The following is a 20,537-nucleotide window of genomic DNA, read 5'->3' as shown; positions in this document are numbered from 1 at the left end:
CCGAAGGTCATCGTGACCGAACTCACCGTGACGTCGGTCAGCCCCGCTTGCGGCAGATTCGCATCTGCAACGACGACGGCAATCTGCAATCCGGTCCAGTCCGGATCGCTACCCCCCTCGCACCGCCATGAAGATGCCCTCCCTGCTCACCGCCCTCGCCCTGGCCGTGACCGGCCTGCTGGCGCCGACCGCCCAGGCCGCCGACACCACCCCCGCCCAATGCGTACCGCTGGCCGGCGAGCAGCAGATCGTGCGCGCCGGCGCAGACAAGAACGTGTTGCTGCGCACCGGCGACGACCACTACATCGTGCACTTCCGCAGCAGCTGTCCTTCGGCCGTGCTGGCCACCCGCCTCGGCTTCAGGACCGACGGCAGGAAGGAGGCGGATCAGTTGTGCGGTGAAGGCCGCAGCCAGCTCGACACCGGCAATGCCACCTGCGACGTGTCGCGCATCGAACCGATCGATGCCGGGCAGTTCAAGCGCGAAGTGCGCCGTCGCAGCCGCTGACCGCAGGCACGACAAGGGCGGCCGAAGCCGCCCTTGCCCCTGCTTGTTGCCGGGTTGCGCCCGGCGCCGGCTTTACTCCACCGTCACCGGCAACAGACGCTCCGGTTCGGCCTGGGTTTCGACCACCAGCTCGTCGTCGCGGACGTCGATGCTGACCTTGCCACCGTTCACCAGCTTGCCGAACAGCAGTTCGTCGGCCAGCGGACGCTTGATCTTGTCCTGGATCACGCGGGCCATCGGACGGGCACCCATCAGCGGGTCGAAGCCGTGGTGGGCCAGCCAGTCGCGCGCGGTCGGGGTAGCCGACAGGCTGACGTGCTTGTCCTGCAGCAACATCTCCAGCTCGATCAGGAACTTGTCGACCACGCGCAGGATGTGCTCGAAGCCCAGTGCCTGGAACTGCACTACCGCGTCGAGGCGGTTGCGGAATTCCGGGGTGAAGGCGCGGCGAATGGTCTCCATCGCGTCGGTGGCATGGTCCTGCTTGGTGAAACCGATAGAACGCCGCGAGGCCTGCGCCGCGCCGGCATTGGTGGTCATCACCAGCACCACGTTCTTGAAGTTGGCCTCGCGACCGTTGGTATCGGTCAGCACGCCGCGGTCCATCACCTGCAGCAGGATGTTGAAGATGTCCGGGTGCGCCTTCTCGATTTCGTCCAGCAGCAGCACGCAGTGCGGCGTCTTGACGATCTTTTCGGTCAGCAGGCCACCCTGGTCGAAGCCGACGTAGCCCGGGGGCGCACCGATCAGGCGGCTGATCGAATGCGGCTCCATGTACTCGGACATGTCGAAGCGGACCAGCTCGATGCCCAGCTGCAGCGCCAGCTGCTTGGTCACCTCGGTCTTGCCGACACCGGTCGGGCCGGCGAACAGGAAGTTGCCGATCGGCTTTTCCGGGTTGCCCAGGCCCGAGCGGGCCAGCTTGATCGCCGAAGACAGCGTCTCGATGGCCGGATCCTGACCGAAGATCACCATCTTCAGGTTGCGCTCCAGGTGCTGCAGCACATCCTTGTCGGTGGCACTGACCTGCTTGGTCGGGATGCGCGCCATCTTGGCGACGATCGCCTCGACTTCCTCGACGTCGATCAGCTCCTTGCGCTGGCCTTCCGGCAGCAGGCGCTGGCGGGCGCCGGCCTCGTCGATCACGTCGATGGCCTTGTCCGGCAGCAGGCGGTCGCCGATGTGCTTCACCGACAGGTCCACCGCCGCCTGCAATGCCTCGTCGGAATAGGTCACGCCGTGGTGCAGTTCGTACTTGGACTTCAGCCCCTGCAGGATCTCGTAGGTCTCGCCGACGGTCGGCTCGACGATATCGATCTTCTGGAAGCGGCGGGCCAGCGCCCGATCCTTCTCGAAGATGCCACGGTACTCCTGGAAGGTGGTCGAGCCGATGCAGCGCAGCTCACCGGAGGCCAGCGCCGGCTTGATCAGGTTGGACGCATCCATGGTGCCACCCGACGCCGAACCGGCACCGATGATGGTGTGGATCTCGTCGATGAACAGCACCGCATTGGGTACCTTCTTCAACGCGGTCAGCACGCTCTTCAGGCGCTTTTCGAAGTCACCCCGGTACTTGGTGCCGGCCACCAGTGCGCCCAGGTCGAGCGAGTAGATCACGGCATCAGCCAGCACGTCGGGCACCGAGCCCTCGACGATGCGGCGGGCCAGGCCCTCGGCAATCGCGGTCTTGCCCACGCCGGCCTCACCCACGTACAGCGGATTGTTCTTGCGGCGGCGGCACAGCACCTGGATGGTGCGCTCGATCTCGTCGGCACGGCCGACCAGCGGGTCGATGCGACCGGCCCGGGCCTGTTCGTTGAGGTTGCTGGCGAATTCGGTCAGGGCGTCGCCCTTCGGCTCACCCTCCCCGCCCTCGATGCGGCCCTCGCCCTCGGAGGACGAGGACGGCTGCTCACCCTCCTCACCCAGCTTGGCGATGCCGTGGGACAGGTAATTGACCACGTCCAGCCGGGTGACATCCTGCTGGTTGAGGTAATAGACAGCGTGGGAGTCCTTCTCGCCGAAGATGGCGACCAGCACGTTGGCGCCGGTGACCTCCTTCTTGCCCGAGGACTGCACGTGGTACACGGCCCGCTGCAGCACGCGCTGGAAGCCCAGGGTCGGCTGGGTGTCGCGGCCGTCATCTTCGGCCAGGCGCGACACAGAGGCCTCGATGGCCTGCTCCAGCTCCTGACGCAGGCGTTCGGCGTCGGCCCCACAGGCCTTCAGAACGGCCTGGGCGGACGGGTTGTCGAGCAGTGCCAACAGCAGGTGTTCGACCGTCATGAACTCATGCCGGGCCTCACGGGCGCGCTTGTAGCACTGGCCGATGGTGTGTTCGAGGTCTTTGCTGAACATGGATTACTCCGGCGGCAGATGGGGACAATATGCGGCCTGACTACGCGTTTTCCATCACCCTAGCGGATTGCTGCGTTCAGATGGCGTTAGCAGTAGACATTGCTTGATCTTCATTCACTCCAGGACAGCCCGCCCAGCATGAGCGAACCCTACCTGAGCCGCTGGCGATTGCGGCGTGATGGCGCATCCATCAAGACGCCCCATGCCCAGCTCTGGCCGGTGCTGACCGCCGCCGGCGAGCCGGCGATGCTGAAGGTCAGCAGCGAAACCGAGGAGCAGAACAGCCATCGCCTGCTGCGCTGGTGGGACGGTGACGGCGCCGCCCGCCTGCTGGCCCACGAGGGGCCGGCGATCCTGATCGAACGCGCATGCGGCGACTCGCTGCGGCAACGCTCGATCGACGGCAACGATGACGCCTGCACCACGATCCTGTGCCAGGTCCTGCAGCAGCTGCACCGGCCACGGAGCGCGCCGCCAGCGGAACTGGTCTGCCTGCGTACATGGTTCGCCGACCTGCTGCAGCCAAGGGCTGCGCTACCGCCATTATTGGAACAGTGCAGGTCAATGGCGGAGGAGCTGCTGCAGGACGAACAGGAGATCCGGCCCCTGCACGGTGACCTGCACCACGACAACGTGCTGGATTTCGGCCCGCGCGGCTGGCTGGCGATCGACCCGAAGCGGCTGCTGGGCGACCGGGCCTTTGATTACACGACGCTGTTCAGCAACCCGGACCTGTGCGGCCCGGGTATCCATGTGGCCACGCGCCCGGAGCGGTTTGCCGTCCGGCTGGAACAGGTGAGCACGCTGGCCGGCCTGGAACGGGCGCGCCTGCTGCGCTGGATCGCAGCCAGCATGGGGCTGTCGGCGGTATGGTTCCGCGATGACGGCGACCCCGCGGACGTCGACGAGGCAGTGGCGCGGATGGCGCTGGAGGCACTGGCGGAAGGGTGAACCGCGCTTGGCAGGTGCCCACCCTGGTGCCCCCCCCATCCGGGATCGATACAGGCCCGTGCCCTGGCAGGTGCCCACCTTGGTGGGCACGCCCCGTCCGGGATCGAAACAGGCCTGCGCCCTGGCAGGTGCCCACCTTGGTGGGCACGCCCCGTCCGGGATCGATACAGGCCTGCACCTGGTAGGTGCCCACCTTGGTGGGCACAACGGGTCCGGAATCAATGTGCCCGGACGAGAATCAGTAGCCGGTCAGGCCTTTTCCATCGTGCACAGCAACGGATGCTGGTTCATCCGCGAGTACTCGTTGACCTGGGCGACCTTGGTCTCGGCCACTTCGCGGGTGAACACCCCGCACACGCCGCGGCCACGGGTATGCACGTGCAGCATCACCTGCGTGGCCTTGTCCAGGTCCATGCTGAAGAACTGCTGCAGCACGTCCACCACGAAATCCATCGGGGTGTAGTCGTCGTTGAGCAGCATCACCTGGTAGAACGGCGGCGGCGCCACTTCCGGGCGCGCGGGCTCCACGGCAACGCCGTGCTCGTGATGGGAATCGGGGGAAGACTCATGGGGCATCCACCCATTATAGAGGTTGCGCCCGGCCTGCGTCGGCCTGCCGCGGATTGGACGGCACGGACGCCCACCGTCACAATTGCAGCTTCTTTCAAATCTGCTTCACAGGATCTTCATGAAAAGGACCCTTCTGCCTGCCCTGCTGATCGGCCTGGCCGCCGCCGGCTCTGCCGCCGCCGCGACCGAGGCCGACAAGGCCGTGGCCCGCCACCTGGACAAGCTGGGTTACACCTATGAGGTGGACGAGGACGGCGATTACCGCATGGTATTCGACGTCGAGGGTGACCGCACGCAGATGGTCTATGTGCGTTCGTCGGTGGAAGATTTCGGTACCCACAACATCCGCGAGATCTGGTCGCCGGCCTACATCGCCAAGACCAAGCAGTTCCCGGTGGCCGTGGCCAACCGCCTGCTGGAGGATTCGCAGGATGCCAAGATGGGCGGCTGGGTGAAGCAGGACACCACCGCCATGTTCGTGGTGAAGATCGACGCCGATGCCAGCGCCGACCAGCTCAGCGACGCGATCGATGCGGCCATCCGCACTGCCGATGCGATGGAGCTGGAACTGACCAAGAAGGACGAATTCTGAGGTGAACGCCACGCCGGACCCGCGCTGGGCACCGCACGCCACCGTCGCCACCGTCGTGGTCGACGGCGGCCGCGTGCTGCTGGTCGAAGAGACCATCGAGGGCCGGCAGGTGCTGAACCAGCCCGCCGGCCACCTCGAGCCGGGCGAAAGCCTGGCCGAGGCGGCCCTGCGCGAGACCCGCGAGGAAACCGGCTGGACGGTACAGCTGACCCATTTCATCGGCTGCTACCAGTGGACCGCCGGCGACGGCACCGCCTTCCTGCGCTTCTGCTATGCGGCACACCCGCTCTCGCATGACCCGGCGCAGCCGCTGGACATCGGCATCGACCGCGCGCTGTGGCTGACCCCGGCCGAGCTGCAGTCCGCTGGCGAACGCCTGCGCAGCCCGCTGGTCTGGCAGGTGGTGGCTGATTTCCTGGGTGGCCAGCGCCATCCCCTTTCGCTGGTCAGGGAGGTCGCATGAGCACTCCGCGGGTGATGGTGGGCGTCTCCGGTGGCGTCGATTCCTCGGTCGCCGCCTGGCGCCTGGTACAACAGGGCGAAGCCGTAGCCGGCCTGTTCATGCAGAACTGGGCCGACGACGGCAGCGGCGACTGCCGCGCCGAAGATGACCGCCGCGATGCGGTGGCGGTCTGCGGCCTGCTCGGCATTCCGTTCCACTTCCGCGATTTCTCCAGCGAGTACTGGCAGGGCGTGTTCGAGCACTTCCTGGCCGAGTACGCCGCCGGCCGCACCCCGAACCCGGACGTGCTGTGCAACCGCGAAGTGAAGTTCAAGCACTTCCTGGACGCGGCCCGCGAACTGGGTGCCGAGCGCATCGCCACCGGCCACTACGCGCGGGTGACCCAGCGCGGCGGCCAGTGGCTGCTGCTCCGTGGCGCCGACCGCTCCAAGGACCAGAGCTACTTCCTGCACCAGCTCGGCCAGCAGCAGCTGGCGGCCACGCTGTTCCCGATCGGCGATCTTGAAAAGAGCGACCTGCGCCGGATCGCGCGCGACGTCGGCCTGCCGACCCACGCCAAGAAGGACTCCACCGGCATCTGCTTCATCGGTGAGCGCGACTTCCGCGAGTTCCTCGGCCGTTACCTGCCGGCCAAGCCAGGCCAGATCCTCGACCCGGCCGACGGCAGCGTGATCGCCGAACACCCGGGCGTGTTCTATTTCACCCTGGGCCAGCGCGAAGGCCTGAACATCGGCGGCGTACGCGGCCGTCCGGCCGCGCCGTGGTACGTGGTCGGCAAGGACGTGGCCAGCAACGTGCTGTACGTGGACCAGGACCGCGACAGCCGATGGATGCTGTCTGACCGCCTGCGCTCGGAGACCGCGCACTGGATTGCCGGCTCGCCGCCGGCGCGGCGCTTCGAATGCACCGCACAGACCCGCTACCGCCAGCCCGACGAGCCGTGTACGGTCGAAGTGCTGGACGATGGCAGCGTGCTGGTCAGCTTCGCCCGCCCGCAACGCGCCGTCACCCCCGGCCAGTCGCTGGTGCTGTATGACGGTGATGTGTGCCTGGGTGGCGCGGTGATCGCCGCCACCAACGCACCGCTGGAACAGCGCCTGCGCACCACCCCTTCTCCTTTTGAGGTAATCGCTGCATGAGTTTCACCGTCGACGACCGCGTCCTGGCCCTGGCCGGCATTGCGCAGGCCCTGCAGCAGGTACGCCGCATCGCCGATACCGGCCATTCCGACGCCGCCGCCGTGCGCACCGCCGTGGACAGCGTGTTCCGCGTCGACGCGTCCTCGCCGCAGGAGGTGTTCGGTGACCGCGACGCGCTGAAGGCGGGCCTGCGCCTGCTGCACAACTACTTCCGCAGCCAGGGCCAGGACCCGATCCTGCCCAAGCTGGCGCTGTCGGTGCTGCAGCTGGAGCGGCGCTTCGTGCAGGACGGGGCGACCGTGAACAAGGTTGCCTCGGGCATCGAGCGCGCCCAGCGCCAGGCCACCGAACTGGGCGACAGCGGCCACCCGGACGTGCTGGCCAACCTGGGCGGCCTGTATGCCGACACCATCAGCCACCTGAAACCGCGGGTGATGGTGCAGGGCAACCCTCACTACCTGGGCCAGGCCGGCGTGGTCGCCGAAATCCGCGCCCTGCTGCTGGCCGCGGTACGCTCGGCGGTGCTGTGGCGGCAGCTGGGCGGCAGCTACTGGGACTTCCTGTTCAGCCGCAAGGCGATGATCGAGGCCGTGGACCGTCAGCTGGCCTGACCTTCACCCACATTCGCCGGGCATCGCCCGGCGAGCGCGCAACGCAACGACGCGCCAGGCGCCGGAAAACCGGCGCATTCAGAATGCACTTCAAGGCACATCGACGTTAAAGAGAAAGGGGGTACGGCCGATACATCCTCCGTGCACCTCCCGAGAACGTCCATGTACTCACGCATTTTCATCCGTCTGGCCGCCCCCCTGGCTCTGACCCTGCTGCTCCCCTTCGCCATCGGTTTCGAATGGCCGGCCGCCCTGCGCTGGGCGATCCTGACCACGATGACGCTGAGCTGGCTCGGCTTTGCGTGGTGGACCACCCGCGCCCAGGCGCACCGTTCCCCGGAACATGCCCGCGTGCTGCGTGAGCAGGACCAGCTGCTGACCGAACTGCGCAATTTCGTCGGCAACGAGATCGACGGTTCGCGCGGCGAAGTGGAACGTGCCCGTGACCTGATCCGCCAGGCCGTTTCCAGCCTGGGCGGCAGCTTCGATGCGATGAACCGCAAGTCGCGCCAGCAGAGCCAGGCCCTGTCGCGCATCGTTGACCGCGCCGGTGATGAAGGCAGCGCCGGCCTCGACGTTGCCCGATTTGCCCAGCACGCCAGCCATCGCATGGAGCAGCTGGTGGAAGCGCTGGAGCAGGTCAGCGGCCAGAGCAGCACCACCGTGCAGCACATCGACCAGATGGCACAGCACCTGGATGGCATCTTCGCGCTGCTGGAAGACGTCAAGTCGATCGCTGACCAGACCAACCTGCTGGCCCTGAACGCTGCCATTGAAGCCGCGCGTGCCGGTGAAGCCGGTCGTGGCTTCGCCGTGGTCGCCGACGAAGTGCGCAACCTGTCCGAGCGCTCGACCACGTTCAACGAGCAGATCCGCAAGCTGGCGCACAGCTCCAAGGACGCCATCGCCAAGGTGCGCGAGACGGTCTCGCACATGGCCTCGCGCGATATGGACCGCTCCCGTGAAGCGCGCCAGGAAGCGGCGGCCATGCTCGACAACGTCGCTCAGATCAACGCCTCGCTGGGCGACGGCATGCGCGAAGTCTCCGAGTGTGCCCGTTCGATCGATGGCAGCGTGGCCGAGGCGGTGCGCGCCCTGCAGTTCGAAGACATCGCCACCCAGGCGCTGGGCGGCGTGCACACCCACCTGGACCGGCTGACCGCGATCAACCGCGAAGCGGTGGCCCTGCAGGAGCTGCTGCACCGCAATGGCGGCGTGTTCGACGAAGAGATCGCCACCGCCCTGCAGCGCACTGGCAGCCGCCTGCGCGAACTGCGTAGCGAATGGGAGCGCCCGCCGCACAAGCCGGTTGCCCAGCAGAGCATGGGCGCCGGTACCGTCGAGCTGTTCTGATCCTGATGTCCGCTGCCGCCACCGGCAGCCCGCAAGGCCCCGGTTCGTCCGGGGCCTTTGCCTGTGACCCGCCGTTGGATGCATCCTGTACGCGCACCATGACTCTGATCCGCGCCCTGCCCTCCCTCACCGACACCGAGCGCCCGCGCAACGCGAGCGTGCGTGAGCAGCTGCAACAGCTGGAAGACGTGGCACGCGAGGAGATCCGCGAACTGCAGCAGCTGGCCGATGCGCGCCCTGCCCCGACCCGTGCGGACAACGAGCTGCTGGGCCTGGCGTGGGACCTGGGCCTGGATGGGGATTCCCTGTAGATCCACGCCATGCGTGGATGATTGCGGGCGCAGGCATGCGTGCCGACCAAGGTCGGCACCTACCAGAGCGGGATTCTGATGCGTGGATGCTCGCGCTCACAGGCATCCGTGCCGACCAAGGTCGGCACCCACCAGAGCAGGATTCTGATGCGTGGATGTTCGCGGGCGCAGGCATCCGTGCCGACCAAGGTCGGCACCCACCAGAGCGGGATTCTGATGTGTGGATGTTCGCGCATGCAGGCATCCGTGCCGACCAAGGTCGGCACCTACCAGAGCGGGATTCTGATGCGGGGATGATCGCGAGCGCGGGCATCCGTGCCGACCAAGGCCGATGCGTGAAGTAGATCCACGCCATGCGTGGATGATTGCGCATGCAGGCGTCAGTGCCGACCAAGGTCGGCACCCACCAGAGAAGGTCGGCACCCACCAGAGCCGGTCCAGATGCGGTCAGCGCACCAGCACCACTTCGCCGCTGGCGTCGGTGCGCATCGGTGACGGGTGCTGCTGGCGCAGCCACTGCGCCAGGTCACGCGGGCTGAGCGGGCGCGAGTACAGGTAGCCCTGGATCTCGTCGCAGCCCTGGCGGCGCAGCATGTCTTCTTCCTGGTGCGTTTCCACGCCTTCGGCCACCACCTTCATGCCCAGCGCGTGGCCCAGATGCACGATGGCCTGGGTCACTTCGGCCGTGCCCGAGTCATGCAGCATGCCCTGCACGAAGCTGCGGTCGATCTTCAGGCGCCCCACCGGGAAACGGTTGAGATAGTTGAGGTTGGAGAAGCCGGTGCCGAAGTCATCCACCGCCAGGGGCACGCCGTGCCGTTCCAGCACGTCGAAGCAGTGGCGCAGGATGTCGGTGTCACGGATCAGCGCCGACTCGGTCAGTTCCAGCTCCAGCCGTTGCGGCGGCCAGCCGTGTGCGTGGCAGATTTCGATCACACGCTCGGCGAAACCACGGTCACGCAGCTGCACCGCCGACACATTGACTGCGATGCGATCGAAACGCAGGCCAGCGTGGTCCCAGGCTGTCGCCTGCCGGCAGGCCTCGTTCAGCACCCAGTCGCCGATGCGCACGATCTCGCCGCATTTTTCGGCAATGGGGATGAACTCGGCCGGGCTGCAATAGCCGATGCCCGGACGATGCCAGCGCAGCAGCGCCTCGATCGCCGGCGGTTCGCCCTGGTGCGCGTGCAGCAGCGGCTGATAGGCCAGGCTGAACTCTTCGCGCTCGATGGCGCCGTGCAGCGCATGCTCCAGTTCAAGCTTGCGCTGGATCCGGGCCAGTGCGTCCTGGCTGTAGTACTGATAGGTGTTGCGCCCGGCTTCCTTGGCCGCGTACATCGCGGCGTCGGCCGCGCGCAGCAGCGAATCGAAGTCGGTCTGTGCATCACCCAGCATCGCAATGCCGACGCTGGCACCCACCTTCAACGTGGTCTCGCCACGGCGCAGCGGCTCGGCCAGCGAGGCAATCAGCTTGCGTGCCACGTGGCCGGCGTCTTCCGGCTCGGCCAGGTCGCGCAGCACGACGATGAACTCATCACCGCTGAAACGCCCGAACAGATCGTTGTTACGCAGGTTCTGGTGCAACCGGGTGGCCGCCGCCTTCAGCAGCGCATCGCCAGTGGCGTGACCGAAGCTGTCGTTGATGGTCTTGAAGCCGTCCAGATCGATGAACAGCATTGCCAGCGAGGTGCCGCGGTCGCGCGCTTCCTCGATGGCTTCGGCGGTCTGCTCGCCGAGCAGCACACGGTTTGGTAGGCCGGTGAGCAGGTCGTAATGCGCCAGCAGCTCGATGCGCTCGTTGGCTTCGCGCTCGCGGGTGATGTCACGGAACAGCACCACGAAGCGCGGCGGCAGCCCATCCCGGCGGTCCAGCTCGACCAGCACCTGCACCCAGACACGCAGGCCGGACTGGCGGTAGAAGCACAGGTCCAGCTGCTCGGGCAGCCCGCCATTGGCGATCCGCACCAACGCCGCCTCGAAGGCGCTGCGCGAATCCTCGGTGTACAGCGCCAGCGCCTGGTCGAGGGTGATGGGCTCCTTGCGCAGGCCGTGGATGCGATAGCACTCCTCGGTCCACTGCATGTGCCGGGTCTGCACCTCGATCTCGCAGCCGCCGATGCGGCCCAGTGCGGAAACGCGGTTCAGCAGTTCGGTGCGCCAACGGATCAGCGCATCGGTCTGGTGCTGTTCGGTGATGTTCTGGACCTGGCCGAGCAGTCGCTTGGGCTGCCCCTCCATGTCCATCAGCGGCTGCATCCACAGCCGCAGGTGCTGCGAGGGCTCGTTGCCGCGGGTCAGCTCCAGCTCGAGGTTGGCGGCGCGACCATCGCGCCACAACCGCCGCCAGGCCGCGCGCAGGGCGCCGCGCGAGCGCGGGTGTAACTGCTTGAGCCAGCGCCGCTGGCCGGGCACGGCGCCCTGCTCCAGCGCCAGCAGCGAGCGCAGTTCCGGCGACCACCAGAAATGACCGGTGGTCGGATCAAACGACCAGCTGCCCATGCTGGCGATGCGCTGCGCCTCGCTCAGGTGCAGCTGCTGTTCCTGCAGCAGCGATTCCAGCTGCTTCTGCTGCTCGATATCGGTATGCGTGCCGACCATGCGCAGCGGCTGGCCATCGGCCGTACGCGCGACCACGCGCCCCCGGTCCAGGACCCAGCGCCACTGGCCATCGGCCTGGCGGAAGCGGAACTGCGCGCTGTACTGCTCGCTCTGCCCGCGCAGATGCTGGTCCAGTGCCGCACGCACCTGGCCGATGTCCTCGCTGTGGACGCGTGACAACATCTCGGTGGCGGTCTCATCGCCGAGCGCCGGGGTTCGCGCCACGCGGTCACTGGGAATATCCCAATCCCACAGGCTGTGGCCGGCACTGTCCAGCGCCAGCTCCCAGCGCCCGCCGCCATCGATCGGCGTTGGCTCGGGAACGCTCAGCGTGAACGCCAGCAGGTTGCCGGCGCCATCGTGCACGGCGCGCAGGTGGCCGTCGTAGTGACCGCGCGGGCCGCCGGGCAGCGTACAGGCCACGATGCCGCCATCGGCGGCCATCAGGCGCAGATCTTCCAGCATCGGCGCATAGGCGGCCACAGTGGCCGGCAGGCCATGCTCGCGCGCAGCCGGATTGGCCGCCAACGGGCGTCCCGTACGGTCGACGATGACCAGCGCCGACGCAAGCGGGTGCTGCAGCAGGCTGGCGATGATCCCTTGGTCCACGCGATCTTGCTCCGGATGACACGCCCGTCAGCGGGGCACGCAGTGGTTAACGGCGCCTGCGGCGGATAATTGAGTGGTCAGGGCACACCCGCGCGGTAAGATGGCCGGCGCCCCTTTCATCCCTCCCATCCATGCCCGCAGACCCTACCGGCAAGGCCCCTGTTTCCGACCCGCGGATGGCGCAGGCGCTGAGCCGCGACCGGCGGCGGGTGGTGCTGAGCTACCTGGTGATGGCGCTGGCCTGGATGATAGCGACCGACGGCGCGGTGCAGGCACTGGTGCCCGACCCGCAGCAGGCCGCGCTGTGGCAGGGCCTGAAGGGTGCATTCTTCGCCCTGGCCAGCGCCGGGCTGCTGTACCTGCTGTTGCGCCCGCTGGCCGAGCACGTGCTGCAGACCCATGCCCGGCAGCAGGCGTCGGAACTGCGGCTGCGGCAGATGTTCGAGGGCAATCCCGGCCCGATCCTGGTCTACGACCTGGATACGCTGGCCATCCTCGATGCCAACCCTGCCGCCTGCGTGACCTTCGGCTGGGAACGCGACGAATTGCTGGAGCAGACCATCGATGCGCTGTGGCCGCCAGGCCAGGACCAGGCCCTGCAGACCAAGCTGGAAGCGATCCGCGAGGCGCCGGAGGAACTGTGCATCCTGCGCACGCAGCTGCAGTTGCGTGACGGCAGCCTGCGGCAGATGGAACTGCGTTCCAATGCGATCAGCTACGACGGCCACAATGCCCGCCTGCTGATCGCCATCGACCGCACCGCCGAGGACCTGGCCCAGCTGCGCCGTGACCAGGCACTGGCGCGGGTGGAAGAGGCGCACGAGCTGGCCCGCATCGGTGCATGGGAACTGGATCCCTCCACGGCCCTGGGCCGCTACTCCAACCAGGTCTATCGCCTGCTCGGCCGCCGCCCGCCCGAGGCGCGCCGCTGGCACCGTTTCGACGAACTGCTGGTGCCGGCCGACCCGGCCACCGCCACCCAGACCGAACAGCTGCTGTCCGAGCTGTGCTCCGGCGACCCGGTGCAGGTGGACGTGCTGCTGCCATTGCTGTCGATGGACGGCCGTGCATTGATGGTGCACCTGCGCGCCGCCAGTGGCATTGATGAGTCCGGCCGCAGCCGCGTGCTGGGCACCCTGCAGGACGTGACCGAGCGCGAGCAATCGCGGCGCCTGCTGCGCGAGCGCGAGGAGCAGTTCCGCGAGCTGGTGCGGGTGTTGCCCGATGGCGTGGTGATTCTGTCCGACGAGCACGTGCTGTACGCCAATGCGTGGGCCGCCAGCCTGTTCGGCTATGGCAGCCACACCCTGCTGGGCGAGCCGCTGTCAGCGCTGGTCGCTGCAGGTGACCTGGCGCGGGTGCGCAGCCAGCTGCGCGCCGGGCAGCCGCACCTGGGCCCCGGACACAGCAGCGTGGTGGCGATGCAGCGCGCCGACGGCCGCAGCTTCCATGCCGGGCTGGCGGTGGGTGAAGTGCGCTATGGCGGCCGCGACTGCAAGCTGTTGATCGTGCGCGACCTCAGCGATTCCGAGCGCACCCGCAGCGCACTGGAAACCAGCAACCGCGAGCTGCAGGCGATGGCCGGCCGCCTGTTCTCGCTGCAGGAAGACGAGCGCCGCGCGATCTCGCGCGACCTGCACGACGACATCGGCCAGGCGATCACCGCGATCAAGCTGTCGGCCTATGCGGCGCAGGACGAGGATGACCCGCAGCGTCGCGCCGAGGACCTGGCGCAGATCGTCAGCCTGGCCGACACCACCGTGGCCAAGCTGCGCGATATCTCCACCCTGCTGCGCCCGCCGCAGCTGGACGCACTGGGGCTGGAGGCCGCGCTGAGCTGGCAGGCACGCGTGCTGTTCCGGTCCTCGCCGGTGGAACTGCTGGCCGAGATCGAGCCGCTGCCGCATCGTCCGGACAACAGCATCGAACAGGCCTGCTTCCGCATCGCGCAGGAGAGCCTGACCAACGTGCTGCGCCATGCGCGCGCCAGCCAGGTGCAGCTGCAGCTGCGTGACGTCGGGCAACGCGGGCTGCATCTGCAGATCCGCGATGACGGCGAAGGTTTCGACCCGGATGGACCGCGCGGGCTTGGCCTGATCGTGATGCGCGAGCGCGCGCAGAGTGTCGGTGGCCATGTACGGATCGAGTCCGCGCATGGCGAAGGCACCCTCGTCGACGTCCACCTCCCCTACCAGGCGGCCGGCATGGCCGCCGTCGAGTCACCGGAATACTGAGCCTATGTGGAATCCCAACCTGCCCCCGGTCAGCATCGACGATGCACCCGACCGCCTTGGCGCCGGCAATCCCGAGCTGCAGGCGATGGTCGCCGACGCGGCTTCGGGCGGTACCGCGCTGATGCTGATGCATGTGGACATCGACCACTTCGCCTCGGTGAACGAGAACATGAGCGCGGAAGTGGGCGACCAGGCCCTGGTGCTGGTGGCGCAGCGCCTGCAGTCCTACCTGCGCGGGCGTGGCAAGTTGTGGCGCCACGGCAGCGACGAATTCCTGATCGCGGTACCGCGCACCGCCGACGTGCCGCTACCGGAAGACTTCGCCGAGGAGATCCGGCAGCAGATGGAGCTGCCGCTGTCGGTGCTGCCGTACACGCTGTTCATGACCGGCAAGCTGGGCGTGAGTCTGTGCCCCGAACATGCCAGCAGCACTTCGCGCCTGCTTGACCACGCCGAAGACGCGCTGTACCAGGCCGCGCGCGAAGGCGGCAACGCGGTGCGCATCCACGCGGTGGATACCCCGCCCAGCGCGCACAGCGAGAGCATCATCGCGCGGCAGATCGTCGATGCGATTCCCAACGGCGAGCTGAAGCTGCGCTACCAGCCGCTGGTCAGCGCCCGCGACGGCCACGTGGTGGGCATGGAGGCGCTGCTGCGCTGGCAGTCGCCCACGCTGGGCATGCTGGTGCCCGAGCGCTTCATGCGTACCGCCGAGCGGCTGGGGATCATCGTGCAGATCGGCACGTGGGTGCTGGAAGGCGCGTTGAAGCAGGCGCGCATGTGGCGCGACCAGGGCTTCGATGACTTCACCATCGCGGTGAACGTCTCCACCCTGCAGCTGCTGCGGCCGAACTTCTTCGCCGAGGTGATGTCGCTGATGCAGGCTGCCGGTGTTCCGGCGCACATGCTGACGCTGGAGATCAACGAAAGCGCACTGACCAACAACGTCAATTTCGTGCACGAGACACTGGCCAACCTGCGCAATGAAGGCATCAGCCTGAGCCTGGACAACTTCGGCACCGGTGATTCCAGCCTGAGCGCGCTGGTGCGCTACCCGGTAGACAAGCTGAAGATCGACCGCAGCTTCATCAAGAGCGCGCCGGCCGGCAACCGCGAGGCCGCCATCGCCCGCGCGATCATCGCCATGGGCCACCAGCTGGGTATGACCGTGATCGCCAATGGCGTCGAGTCACAGGCGCAGCTGGGTTTCCTGCGCCGCAACGACTGCGATGTGTTCCAGGGCTACCTGTTCGGCGAACCGATGTCGGCCGATGCCGCCGGCATGACCCTGCGCCGCCGTTACCTGCGCCCGGAGGCGTTCGCCGAGACCCGCCCCGACCGCACCCTGCTGCTGCTGGACGACGAAGAGAACGTGCTGCGCTCGCTGGTGCGGCTGTTCCGCCGCGACGGCTATCGCATCCTCGCCGCCGGCAACGTGCGCGATGCGTTCGACCTGCTGGCGATCAACGACGTGCAGGTGATCCTGTCCGACCAGCGCATGAGCGACATGAGCGGTACTGAATTCCTCGGCCGGGTGAAGATGCTGTACCCGGATACGATCCGCCTGGTGCTGTCCGGCTACACCGATCTGAACACGGTGACCGACGCGATCAACCGCGGCGCGATCTACCGTTTCCTGACCAAGCCGTGGAACGACGACGAGTTGCGCAAGCACATCCACCAGGCATTCCGCACCTACGAGGAACAGCGCCGCAGCAACGCCGGGCCAGCGCCGGTTGAAACCGGCGAAGGTGGCGAGGATCGCCCGCAGCGGTAACCGGCTTTGTAGAGTCGAGCCATGCTCGACTCCACTTGGGGCCCCGCAAAGAGCAGTCGAGCATGGCTCGACTCTACAGAATCGCCTTATCGCGGCTGCTTCACCGGCAGCACCACGCGGAAGCGCGAGCCGACGCCCGGGGTACTGTCCAGGTCGATGCGGCCGTGGTGCTTGTTGATGATGCTGTAGGAGATCGACAGGCCCAGCCCGGTGCCACTGCCCACCGGCTTGGTGGTGAAGAACGGATCGAAGATGCGCTGGCGCAGTTCCGGCGAGATACCGCCGCCGGTGTCTTCGAACTCGACCCACACATGATCGCCATCGACGCCGGTACGCACGGTGATGGTGCCGCGCTCGGCGATGGCATGGCCGGCGTTGAGCAGCAGGTTCATGTAGACCTGGTTCAGTTCCGACGGCAGGCACTCCACCAGCGGCAGCTGGCCGAACTCGCGCACCAGGGTGACCTTGTACTTGAGCTCGTTCCAGATGATGTTGATGGTCGATTCCAGGCCCGCGTGCAGGTCGACCAGCTTCCACGACTCATCGCGACCGGAGTACGAGAAGTCCTTCAGGTCGCGCACGATGCGGGTGACCCGCTCGATGCCCTCGCGTGATTCGGCCATCAGCTGCGGCAGGTCGCGGCTGATGAAGTCGATGTCGAGGCGGTCACGGATATCGTCGATCTCCGGAATCAACGCCTTCGGGTCCGGCGCACGCAGGGCGCGCTCGTAGGCCTCGATCACGGTGAACAGGCTGCGCAGGTATTCCTGCAGGCTGCCCAGGTTGGAGTGCACGTAACCGATCGGGTTGTTGATCTCGTGCGCCACACCGGCGGCGAGCTGGCCGATCGAGGCCATCTTCTCCGATTGCAGCAGCTTTTCCTGGGTGCCGTTGAGGCGCAGGTAGGCCTGGCGCAGTTCGGCGTGGCGCTGCTGCAGCTCGCGTTCGTAGTCTTCCTGCCCTTCGATGTGGCGGAACAGGGCCAGGAAGTGCCCTTCGCCGACCGGGCCGTGGTGGTACAGGTGGGCGATGACCACGCCCTCGCCCAGCGGCAGGCTGCCGTTCCAGTGACCATGCTGGCGCGCCTGCTCCAGCGCATCGGGCGGCAACAGTTCACGCAGGCGCTGCGGCGGCGGCAATGCGCCGTCTTCGCCGTTGGCCAGCAGGTTCTGCGCGGCCGGATTGGCCAGGGCCACCTGCCCGTCTTCGGTGAACAGCAGCAGGCCTTCGCGCAGGCGCTCAAGCAGCGCCTGCAGCACCGGCTGCGGCGGAAGGGGGGCGGTAACCAGGGCGTTGGCAGCGGACACGGCAACTCGGGGCGTTCGAACAGGCGCCCAATATACGCGGTCACGCGGCGGGCTTCAGCCCGCGGAGAGGGGGTGTGCGATCGCCGTCGCGTCAGGCGACGGCGAGGGGGCGGCGGGCGGTGACCGTGTGCGACTGGCCCTTGGCGTCGTAGGCCGAGGCGTCTTCGGTACGGCCCAGCTGGCGCAGCGCCCAGTTGACCTCACGGCGGCGGCGCGACAGCAGCACACCGTTGGCCCGGTTGCGTTCGGCCAGTTCCTGCAGCTGTTCGCCCTCGCCGACCGGCGGTGCGCCTTCCAGCGCACGCAGTGCTTCCAGCTTGGCGCCGGTGGCACGGATCAGGGCGTGCACGTCGTGCTCGACCAGGGCCTGGCGCTCAACGTCCAGGGCCTGGGCGAGACGCTGCAGCGGCTCGCTCATCGCTGCGGTCATCCCTGCAGCTGCTGGTCCAGATTGAGCATGCGCGAAGCGATCGCGTCCGGATTGATCTTGTAGGTGCCGTTCTGCAGCGACTCGCGCACGGCGGCCACGCGCTGGGCGTCGATCGCCGGGGCGGTGGTCAGCTCACGCTCGATGGCCTGCAGATTGGTGGCCTCGCCGGTCAGGCGCAGGCTGTCGGCGGCCTCGACCGGGCGCGCCGGCGAATCGCTGCTGACGCCGGGCTTGCTGGCCGGGGTCGTCACGCTGCGCAGTGCCTGGGGGACCTGCAGGTTGCCGTCGATTTTCTGGCTCATGGGGTGTCCTGGAGTTGCCGTTCACAAGGGATAACGGCCGCTGGGCCGTGATCTTTAGGGATATTCTGCGGTAATTCAACGCGCCACGATTACGTCACCTGCGGCATCGACCGTGCCCTGCACGATCCTCCGCGAGGACAGGTTCTCCACCGAGACCCGTTCATTCTCGCCCGCGTCACCCATCGCACGGCCGGCAATGCGCACCTCGACCGAGCCGCGACGCGACACCAGGGCCACATTGTCTCCTCGCTTGATGAGACGCTGCACCACCAGGTCGTTGTTCGACAGCAGGGCCCCGGCCTGCAGCGGACGGCGGGCGATGCGGCCGATCGCCGCGTTGGGATCGGCCAGCACCGCACCGGCAATCCGGGCAGCATCACGCTGGGCAGTGGTGATATCGGCGGCGGTAAGGGTTTCTCCAGTGCCGATTCCACGATTGAGTACCAGCACGGTCTGGTTGCGCCGTACCTTCACCGGCACGAACAGGCGCCAACCGCCCGCATCGGGACAGCTGACCTCCACCGTGGTGTTGGCAGTGGGCTGCACCTGCAACGGGCCACCACACTTCGGCAGGCGCAGCGCGTCGGCCACCTGGGCCTCGCCCTCGCTGCCGGCCGGCAGCGTCGTCAGCGCTGCTGCGCGGATGCTGGCCACGGGCTGCCAGTCAGCGGCGCCCGCCCAGGGCGTGGCCAGGGCCAGGGCGATGGCATACAGAAATGTGACCCGGCGCATGGCGCCTCCTGTCGAGGGGATCTGGCCGAGATGCGTGCAAGGGATGTGCCAGATCGACGGGGCCGCCTTCTGTAGAGTCGAGCCATGCTCGACTGCTTTTCTCCGAACAGCCAGTCGAGCATGGCTCGACTCTACAAGAGACTCGGCCGAGCATGGCTCGACGCTACGAAAGCGCTCAAGTTCGGTGCCGAGCGCGCCGATACAGCAGCCATGTCCCATGACCTGCTCAACCGGATCGACCAGCGGACCCGACTGGCCGGCCACAACCGCCTGGCGCTGCTGCTGTTCCGTCTCGGCGGACGTCAGCTTTTTGGCGTCAATGTCTTCAAGGTGCAGGAAGTCCTGCGCCGCCCGGAGCTGTTCCAGGTGCCCGGTCTGCCCAGCCAGTTCTCCGGCGTGGCCGACGTGCGCGGCCGCTCGGTGCCGGTGCTGGACCTGGGCCTGGCGATCGGCCACCCCGAGCGTGAACCCGATGCGGACACCTCGCCCGGCTACCTGGTCGTCACTGAATTCAACCGCTCGATCCAGGGCTTCCTGGTCAGTGGCGTGGAGCGCATCGTCAACATCGCGGTGGAAGACATCCACCCACCGCCGGAGCTGGGCGCTGAATCGAGCTACCTGACCGCCGTGACCCGCTTCCAGGGCGAGCTGATCCAGGTGATCGACGTCGAAAGCGTGCTGGCCGACATTGCCCAGGTCCGCGGTGAAGCCGTGCTCGACCCGGCGATGGCGATGCCCGCCGATGGCCCGCAGCTGCAGGTGCTGGTGGTGGACGACTCGCGCGTGGCCCGCCAGCAGATCCGCAGCGTGCTTGACCAGCTGGGCGTGGGGGCGACCCTGCTGTCCGATGGCAAGCAGGCGCTGGACCACCTGCTGCAGATCCACGCCTCGGGCGAGAACCCGGCCGAACGCTACGCGATGGTGATCTCGGACATCGAGATGCCGGCCATGGACGGCTATACGCTGACGACGGAAATCCGGCGGCACCCGGGCCTGGCCGGCCTGTACGTGCTGCTGCACACCTCGCTGTCGGGCGTATTCAACAATGCGATGGTCGAGCGCGTGGGCGCCAACGCCTTCGTCGCCAAGTACTCGCCGCACGAGCTGGCCGACTTCGTGCTGGACCGCCTGCGCAAGGTCGCACTGGCGGCCTGACGGCCCGCCGATCCGGTAGTGCCGGCCGCTGGCCGGCAACCGCAGCCACATCTCAGAGCCGGCCAGCGGCCGGCACTACCCTCCCCTATTTGGCACACCGCTTGCAGCTTCCCGGGCAACGTTCCCGTGGGAGTGCACCGTGCGCAACCTGATTACCGACTACCTGGGCGTCCATGCCCAGGCCATGCCGTTGCGCGAACAGCGGATGAAGCTGATCGCCAGCAACCTCGGCAATGCCGACACGCCCGGCTACAAGGCCCAGGACCTGGACTTCGACGCCGCCCTGCGCCACGCCCAGGGGCAGGATGCCAATGGCCTGATGGCCACCACCCACGAGCAGCACTACGAAATCAGTAGTGGCCTGAATCCGTTCCAGATCGCGCGCGAAGGCGTGCAGCCCAGCCTGGACGGCAACACCGTCGATCCCGATGCCGAGCGCGCTGCCTATGGCCGCGCTGCGCTCGAGTACCGCGCCTCGCTCAGCTTCGTCGAGAGCAAGGTGCGTTCCATGCTGACCGCGATCACGGGGCAATAAGC

General features: G+C 67.5%; 20 protein-coding genes. 13 read left to right on the top strand and 7 right to left on the bottom strand.

The genetic code is table 11. From position 1 onward, the window contains the following. Window positions 1-127 precede the first annotated feature (127 nt). Window positions 128-508 carry a hypothetical protein gene (locus tag K5L94_RS11270; RefSeq protein ID WP_053449695.1) on the top strand — a complete coding sequence of 127 codons (381 nt, stop codon included), beginning with the start codon at window positions 128-130 and terminating at the stop codon, window positions 506-508. 72 nt (window positions 509-580) lie between these two features. Here the strand turns inward: K5L94_RS11270 and clpA are convergent, their stop codons facing one another. Next, entirely contained in the window at window positions 581-2,866 is a 2,286-nt protein-coding gene (clpA, locus tag K5L94_RS11265) for an ATP-dependent Clp protease ATP-binding subunit ClpA (RefSeq protein WP_053449694.1), read from the bottom strand. A 138-nt stretch (window positions 2,867-3,004) separates the two neighbouring features. On the opposite strand from clpA, the gene K5L94_RS11260 reads away from it, so the two are divergent. Beyond that, window positions 3,005-3,817, top strand: a complete 813-nt coding sequence (locus K5L94_RS11260; protein WP_180878307.1) for an APH(6) family putative aminoglycoside O-phosphotransferase — start codon at window positions 3,005-3,007, stop codon at window positions 3,815-3,817. Window positions 3,818-4,066: 249 nt separating this feature from the next. Here the strand turns inward: K5L94_RS11260 and clpS are convergent, their stop codons facing one another. Beyond that, window positions 4,067-4,393 carry an ATP-dependent Clp protease adapter ClpS gene (gene clpS, locus K5L94_RS11255; protein WP_006444529.1) on the bottom strand — a complete coding sequence of 109 codons (327 nt, stop codon included), beginning with the start codon at window positions 4,391-4,393 and terminating at the stop codon, window positions 4,067-4,069. 112 nt (window positions 4,394-4,505) lie between these two features. Here clpS and K5L94_RS11250 point away from each other — a divergent pair, with 112 nt between their 5' ends. The 7 genes from K5L94_RS11250 (at window position 4,506) to K5L94_RS11220 (ending at window position 9,153) form a co-directional block, all read left to right on the top strand. Next, window positions 4,506-4,979, top strand: coding sequence for a hypothetical protein (locus K5L94_RS11250; RefSeq protein WP_040007777.1), 474 nt, complete (start codon window positions 4,506-4,508; stop codon window positions 4,977-4,979). Between the two features lies 1 nt (window position 4,980). Then, window positions 4,981-5,442 (top strand): NUDIX hydrolase, encoded by a 462-nt coding sequence (locus K5L94_RS11245; protein ID WP_274512604.1) that lies wholly within the window; start codon window positions 4,981-4,983, stop codon window positions 5,440-5,442. Beyond that, entirely contained in the window at window positions 5,439-6,581 is a 1,143-nt protein-coding gene (gene mnmA / locus K5L94_RS11240; protein WP_274512603.1) for a tRNA 2-thiouridine(34) synthase MnmA, read from the top strand. The genes K5L94_RS11245 and mnmA overlap by 4 nt, the downstream gene beginning before the upstream one ends. Then, a complete protein-coding gene (gene hflD / locus K5L94_RS11235) occupies window positions 6,578-7,192 on the top strand; it encodes a high frequency lysogenization protein HflD (RefSeq protein ID WP_008267693.1) in 615 nt (204 codons plus the stop codon). The genes mnmA and hflD overlap by 4 nt, the downstream gene beginning before the upstream one ends. A 162-nt stretch (window positions 7,193-7,354) precedes the next feature. Next, window positions 7,355-8,545, top strand: a complete 1,191-nt coding sequence (locus K5L94_RS11230) for a methyl-accepting chemotaxis protein (protein WP_049446363.1) — start codon at window positions 7,355-7,357, stop codon at window positions 8,543-8,545. A gap of 98 nt (window positions 8,546-8,643) precedes the next feature. Next, window positions 8,644-8,856 carry a hypothetical protein gene (locus K5L94_RS11225; RefSeq protein ID WP_274512602.1) on the top strand — a complete coding sequence of 71 codons (213 nt, stop codon included), beginning with the start codon at window positions 8,644-8,646 and terminating at the stop codon, window positions 8,854-8,856. Window positions 8,857-8,895: 39 nt separating this feature from the next. After that, on the top strand, window positions 8,896-9,153 hold the full coding sequence (locus tag K5L94_RS11220) for a hypothetical protein (RefSeq protein WP_274512601.1): 258 nt from the start codon (window positions 8,896-8,898) through the stop codon (window positions 9,151-9,153). Between the two features lie 150 nt (window positions 9,154-9,303). On the opposite strand, the gene K5L94_RS11215 is transcribed toward K5L94_RS11220, so the two are convergent. Then, window positions 9,304-12,063 carry a bifunctional diguanylate cyclase/phosphodiesterase gene (locus K5L94_RS11215; protein ID WP_049457667.1) on the bottom strand — a complete coding sequence of 920 codons (2,760 nt, stop codon included), beginning with the start codon at window positions 12,061-12,063 and terminating at the stop codon, window positions 9,304-9,306. Between the two features lie 131 nt (window positions 12,064-12,194). On the opposite strand from K5L94_RS11215, the gene K5L94_RS11210 reads away from it, so the two are divergent. Together K5L94_RS11210 and K5L94_RS11205 are read left to right on the top strand one after the other, a co-directional pair. Next, window positions 12,195-14,297 carry a sensor histidine kinase gene (locus K5L94_RS11210; protein ID WP_053449687.1) on the top strand — a complete coding sequence of 701 codons (2,103 nt, stop codon included), beginning with the start codon at window positions 12,195-12,197 and terminating at the stop codon, window positions 14,295-14,297. 4 nt (window positions 14,298-14,301) lie between these two features. Then, window positions 14,302-16,074 carry an EAL domain-containing protein gene (locus K5L94_RS11205; RefSeq protein ID WP_008265945.1) on the top strand — a complete coding sequence of 591 codons (1,773 nt, stop codon included), beginning with the start codon at window positions 14,302-14,304 and terminating at the stop codon, window positions 16,072-16,074. Between the two features lie 86 nt (window positions 16,075-16,160). On the opposite strand, the gene K5L94_RS11200 is transcribed toward K5L94_RS11205, so the two are convergent. From K5L94_RS11200 to flgA, 4 genes are all read right to left on the bottom strand, one after another. Then, window positions 16,161-17,381, bottom strand: a complete 1,221-nt coding sequence (locus K5L94_RS11200; protein WP_006444180.1) for an ATP-binding protein — start codon at window positions 17,379-17,381, stop codon at window positions 16,161-16,163. A 91-nt stretch (window positions 17,382-17,472) separates the two neighbouring features. Then, complete coding sequence (locus tag K5L94_RS11195; protein ID WP_006366325.1) at window positions 17,473-17,811, bottom strand: flagellar protein FlgN; 339 nt, start codon at window positions 17,809-17,811, stop codon at window positions 17,473-17,475. Continuing rightward, complete coding sequence (gene flgM / locus K5L94_RS11190; RefSeq protein WP_053449686.1) at window positions 17,808-18,113, bottom strand: flagellar biosynthesis anti-sigma factor FlgM; 306 nt, start codon at window positions 18,111-18,113, stop codon at window positions 17,808-17,810. The genes K5L94_RS11195 and flgM overlap by 4 nt, the downstream gene beginning before the upstream one ends. A gap of 75 nt (window positions 18,114-18,188) precedes the next feature. Then, the gene (gene flgA / locus K5L94_RS11185; protein ID WP_053449685.1) at window positions 18,189-18,845 is read right to left on the bottom strand and encodes a flagellar basal body P-ring formation chaperone FlgA; all 657 of its coding nucleotides are present in this window, start codon (window positions 18,843-18,845) and stop codon (window positions 18,189-18,191) included. A 210-nt stretch (window positions 18,846-19,055) separates the two neighbouring features. Here flgA and K5L94_RS11180 point away from each other — a divergent pair, with 210 nt between their 5' ends. After that, entirely contained in the window at window positions 19,056-20,000 is a 945-nt protein-coding gene (locus K5L94_RS11180) for a chemotaxis protein (protein WP_053449684.1), read from the top strand. A 139-nt stretch (window positions 20,001-20,139) separates the two neighbouring features. Continuing rightward, entirely contained in the window at window positions 20,140-20,535 is a 396-nt protein-coding gene (gene flgB, locus K5L94_RS11175) for a flagellar basal body rod protein FlgB (RefSeq protein ID WP_005409576.1), read from the top strand. The last annotated feature ends 2 nt before the right edge of the window (window positions 20,536-20,537 follow it).

Source organism: Stenotrophomonas forensis (assembly GCF_028752115.1).
GTDB classification, from domain to species: domain Bacteria; phylum Pseudomonadota; class Gammaproteobacteria; order Xanthomonadales; family Xanthomonadaceae; genus Stenotrophomonas; species Stenotrophomonas forensis.
Note: the sequence above shows the minus strand (reverse complement) of the source record. Positions and strands in the feature narration are given on the sequence as shown.